We start from the raw sequence: 2,374 nt of genomic DNA, 5'->3' as shown, positions 1-2,374 counted from the left end.
CGTCGACCCACGCGCGAAGCGAGCTGCCCAGGAACGTCTGCCATACATCAGGCGGATCTCCCGCCTGCAGGCGCGCGGCGAGCGCAACCTGGACGTTGCTACCCCCACCGCCGGCGATACACCGACACCCCCGAGCCCCTCCTCAGGTTCGCCCCCGCCAACGACCCACCACCCTTCTAGCTGTGCCGCGTGGGCCACGATCGCCGACTCACCGCGACCGTCCGCCGCTCCAAGAGCGCACCGCACCGCGACCGTCCGCCGTCCCGCCTAGGCTGGACGCCATGCGCCTGGCCACCTGGAACGTCAACTCGATCCGCGCACGCGTCGCCCGAACCCTCGAGTTCGCGGTGCGCGAGGGAATCGATGTGCTCGCGATGCAAGAGATCAAGTGCACGCCCGAGCAGTTCCCGACCGAGCAGTTCGAAGACGCGGGCTACCACGTCGTCGCGCACGGACTGAACCAGTGGAACGGCGTGGCGATCGCGAGCCGCGAGCCGATCGAGGACGTCGAGTATGCCTTTCCCGGAATGCCCGGGTTCGCGAAGGGTCACGCGGGCATCGACGCGCCGCAGGAGGCGCGCGCGATCGGCGGGACGGTCGGCGGCATCCGGGTCTGGAGCTTGTACGTTCCCAACGGCCGCTCCCTCGGAGACCCGCACTACTACTACAAGCTCGACTGGCTCAGCGCGCTCGCGGAGTACACGCGCGACACGCTCACTCGCACGCCCGACAAGGCTCTCGCCCTCGTCGGCGACTTCAACATCGCGCCGACGGATGCCGACAACGGCGACCCGGCTGTGCAGCCCGGGTTCTCGACACACGTGAGCGAACTGGAGCGCGCGGCCTTCCACGCGCTCGAGGATGCGGGGCTCCAAGACGTCGTGCGCCCGCTCATCCCCTCGGGGTACACCTACTGGGACTACAAGCGGCTGCGCTTCCCCAAGAACGAGGGCATGCGCATCGACTTCATCCTCGGCTCGAAGGCGTTCGCCGACTCCGTCGCGGCCGCGGCCATCCACCGCAACGAGCGCAAGGGCGAGATCCCCAGCGACCACGTGCCGGTGGCCGTCGACCTTGCGGTCGACTCGGCGGAGGACGACGACGACCGCCCGATGATCTTCGGCTGAGTTCGTCGATCTTCGGCTGGAGCCCAGCTGAGCCTGCGCCGCGTCACGCCGCCGCGCCGACCGGCGGGATGTGGAACGTCGCAGCGAAGCGCTCCAGAAGCCCGGCATCGCCCATGACCACCGCCAGCACGCCGTGGTCCACGGCCTCACCGGGGGACAGCTCGCCCGAGATCACGCGACGGATGCCGGGGCTCGCCGCGATCACGACGTCGGGCTGTCCGGCGGGAAGGCGGCCCCCCACCGGCGGGGCCGACGGTGCGAGCTGGGTGATGGTGAGGGCCGTACCGGCGACCTGCACCCGGAGCGCCACATCGCCGATGTGCACCTCGTAGTCCGCGGGCGGGAGCGAGGCCGCGGCATCCGCCCGAAATGCCGTCCGGAAGGCCATCGTCATCGAATCGGCCGTCACGACATCGCCTTCGTCGGGGTCGCCCATCGTCTGGAAGCCCCAGCGGCCGAGGGCGAGCACGATGTCCTCCAGCTGACGGCCGTAGGGGGTGAGCTCGTAGACGAGCCCGCAGTTCATGAGCGGCACGCGGCGCACGACACCGGCATCCTGCAGCTCCTTGAGGCGGGTGCTGAGGATGTTGGTCGGGATGCGGGGAAGACCCTGCTTGAGGTCGGTGTAGCGTCGCGGCCCGACGAGCAGGTCGCGAACGATGAGCAGTGCCCATCGTTCGCCGACCAGCTCGACGGCGTTGGTGACCCCGCAGTACTGCCCGTAGCTGCGTGCTGCCATGGGCGGGGCCCTAGGCCTGCGCGCCCTGCTCCGCCATGTAGGCCTCGGGCCCCTGCTCGGCGGCCTTCGGATCCATGTAGAGGAACTCGAGGATGTTGCCGTCCGGGTCTTCCAGGTCGCGGTTGTACATGAATCCGTAGTCCTGCAGGGGGCGCGGCTCGGAACCGCCCGCGGCGAGGCCGGCCTCGACGATGGTGTCGACGTCTTCGCGCGAGTCTCGGCTGATGGCGATGAGCGCCTGGGCACTCGTGGACGCGTCGGCGAGGGCCTTGTCGGTGAACGTTGCGAAGTACTCCTTGGTGAGCACCATGAAGAAGATGTTGTCGTCGATGACGATGCACGCCGCGTTCTCATCGGTGAAGAGCGGGTTGATGCCGAAGCCGAGCGACGTGTAGAACGACTTCGCGCGGTCGAGGTCGTTCGTCGCGAGGTTGACGAAGATGCTGCTCATGACTGCTCCCGAGGGGTGATGGATGATGGGTGAGGATGGCTGCTCACCTGGTGGTGA

General features: G+C 68.6%; 3 protein-coding genes. 1 reads left to right on the top strand and 2 read right to left on the bottom strand.

Features of this window, described 5'->3' with window-relative positions; translation table 11 throughout:
- The first annotated feature begins 281 nt into the window (after nt 1-281).
- Nucleotides 282-1,127, top strand: coding sequence for an exodeoxyribonuclease III (locus VNT50_RS12400; protein WP_325485424.1), 846 nt, complete (start codon nt 282-284; stop codon nt 1,125-1,127).
- Nucleotides 1,128-1,170: 43 nt separating this feature from the next.
- Here the strand turns inward: VNT50_RS12400 and VNT50_RS12395 are convergent, their stop codons facing one another.
- Both VNT50_RS12395 and VNT50_RS12390 read right to left on the bottom strand, forming a co-directional pair.
- Nucleotides 1,171-1,866 carry a winged helix-turn-helix transcriptional regulator gene (locus VNT50_RS12395; protein ID WP_325485423.1) on the bottom strand — a complete coding sequence of 232 codons (696 nt, stop codon included), beginning with the start codon at nt 1,864-1,866 and terminating at the stop codon, nt 1,171-1,173.
- A gap of 10 nt (nt 1,867-1,876) precedes the next feature.
- The gene (locus VNT50_RS12390; protein WP_325485422.1) at nt 1,877-2,317 is read right to left on the bottom strand and encodes a VOC family protein; all 441 of its coding nucleotides are present in this window, start codon (nt 2,315-2,317) and stop codon (nt 1,877-1,879) included.
- Nucleotides 2,318-2,374: the final 57 nt, after the last annotated feature.

Source organism: Microbacterium sp. (genome assembly GCF_035554235.1).
Taxonomy (GTDB): domain Bacteria; phylum Actinomycetota; class Actinomycetes; order Actinomycetales; family Microbacteriaceae; genus Microbacterium.
The sequence above is the reverse complement of the archived record's forward strand: the minus strand, read 5'-3'. Positions and strand labels throughout refer to the sequence as shown.

Excerpts from the sequence above, each read along its gene's own strand:
- VNT50_RS12400 (WP_325485424.1), top strand. The coding sequence starts at position 282 with ATGCGCCTGGCCACCTGGAACGTCAACTCGATCCGCGCACGCGTCGCC.
- VNT50_RS12390 (WP_325485422.1), bottom strand. The coding sequence starts at position 2,317 with ATGAGCAGCATCTTCGTCAACCTCGCGACGAACGACCTCGACCGCGCG.
- VNT50_RS12395 (WP_325485423.1), bottom strand. The coding sequence starts at position 1,866 with ATGGCAGCACGCAGCTACGGGCAGTACTGCGGGGTCACCAACGCCGTC.